Annotated in this window: 1 protein-coding gene; it reads left to right on the forward strand. The window is 21.6% G+C overall.

Annotated features, from left to right (window positions below; all coding sequences use genetic code 11):
* Window positions 1-334: 334 nt before the first annotated feature.
* Window positions 335-1,351 carry an SIS domain-containing protein gene (locus tag BGI41_RS08040; RefSeq protein ID WP_088540181.1) on the forward strand — a complete coding sequence of 339 codons (1,017 nt, stop codon included), beginning with the start codon at window positions 335-337 and terminating at the stop codon, window positions 1,349-1,351.
* Window positions 1,352-1,596: the final 245 nt, after the last annotated feature.

Genomic DNA, 1,596 nt, shown 5'->3' on the forward strand with positions numbered 1-1,596 from the left:
ATTTTTAATAGTTTTTATCCTTTGTTTTTTAGTTTTTCGTGTTTATTAATTATTTTTTTCTATTTTTTGTTTTTATTGCTTTTAGTTTTATTATTTTTCTATTTTATTTTTTCTATAATTTTATCTTAAATTCTATATTCTATTTAAATAAATTTTTAAAACTACCTATTTTATCTTTTTTAGTTTTTATTTAAATAGGTTAAAAAAATTATTTATATTATTAATTATAAAATATTTTATAATATAATAAAGTAAATGCAAATAATTTAAAGTTTATTTATTTTTTTTATAAAAATTCATTTTTTTAGAATTAAATCATATTTTAGGGATGCTTATGAAATATAAAATGTATGATGAAATAATGGAACAACCTGATGCATTGAGAAAAACATTTGAAAGTGAAATGGATCAGATGAATAAGGTTTCATCACTTGTAGAAAAATGTGATAATGTTTATTTAATTGGTTGTGGAAGTTCTATTTCTACATGTTATTCAGTTAGAGATGCTTTAGAAATGGTTTCAACCTTAACTGTTAGGGTTTTTACTGGTTTTGAATTTTATTATAATAAAAAATTAATTAAAGGTGAAAATTCTATAGTTATTTTTACTTCACAATCTGGTGAAACTGGTGATACTTTATCTGCTCTTAAAAAAGCTAATGAGTATGATATTGATACCGTAGCAATTACTAATGAACCTGAAAGTTCAATGGTTAAAGAATCTAAATATCCAATTATTACCAGAGGTGATCGTGAAACAGCTATTTTAGGTACTAAAACATATGTTACTCAACTTGCTTGTTTATATCAAATATTGTTTAAAGCTTCTGATTATGAGGATAAAAATGAATTACTTAATCAATTAATAGCTATTCCTGATTTATATGATAAACTTCTTAAATCAACAATTGATGATAATAAAAAATTAGCTGAAGAATATAAAGATGAAGATTTGTTCTATTGTTTAGGTGCTGGACCTAATTTTGGTCTTTCATATAAATTAGCTATGACTATGTTTATGGAAGGTGCAATTAAACACGCTTGTCCATTATATGCATCAGAATTTAGACATGGTCTTATTGAAAGAGCTGAAGAGGATGTTCCAATATTATTTTTATATTCTGGATTTGCTGTTGATGAAATTACTCAAAAAGCAATTAGTTTTGCAGAGAACCTTAAAATGAAAATGATTTTATATAAATTATCTGATTATGTTGATGATGATTTTAATAAATTATTATCTCCATTTGTATTTATTATTCCACTTGAATGGTTTATATATTATTTAGCTCATTATAATGGAGAAGATCCAGGTAGTACTAGACATATTGGAAAAGTAAGATATGATTAGTTTCATATTTTATTTTTGTCTTTTTTCTTTTTTTAGTGTTTTATTATTTTTAGTATTTTTTTCTTGTTTTAACTGTTTTTTAGTGTTTTATTATTTCTAATTTGTTTTAATTTTTTTATTCTATTTTTCTTGTTTTTAAATTGGTATTTTAATAGTATTTTTTGTATAATTCTATTTTTCTTGTTTTTAAATTGGTATTTTAATAGTATTTTTTGTATAATTCTATTTTTCTTGTTTTTAAATTG

The organism is Methanobrevibacter sp. 87.7, from assembly GCF_002208625.1.
Classification (GTDB): Archaea; Methanobacteriota; Methanobacteria; order Methanobacteriales; family Methanobacteriaceae; genus Methanarmilla.

Excerpts from the sequence above, each read along its gene's own strand:
- BGI41_RS08040 (WP_088540181.1), top strand. The coding sequence starts at position 335 with ATGAAATATAAAATGTATGATGAAATAATGGAACAACCTGATGCATTG.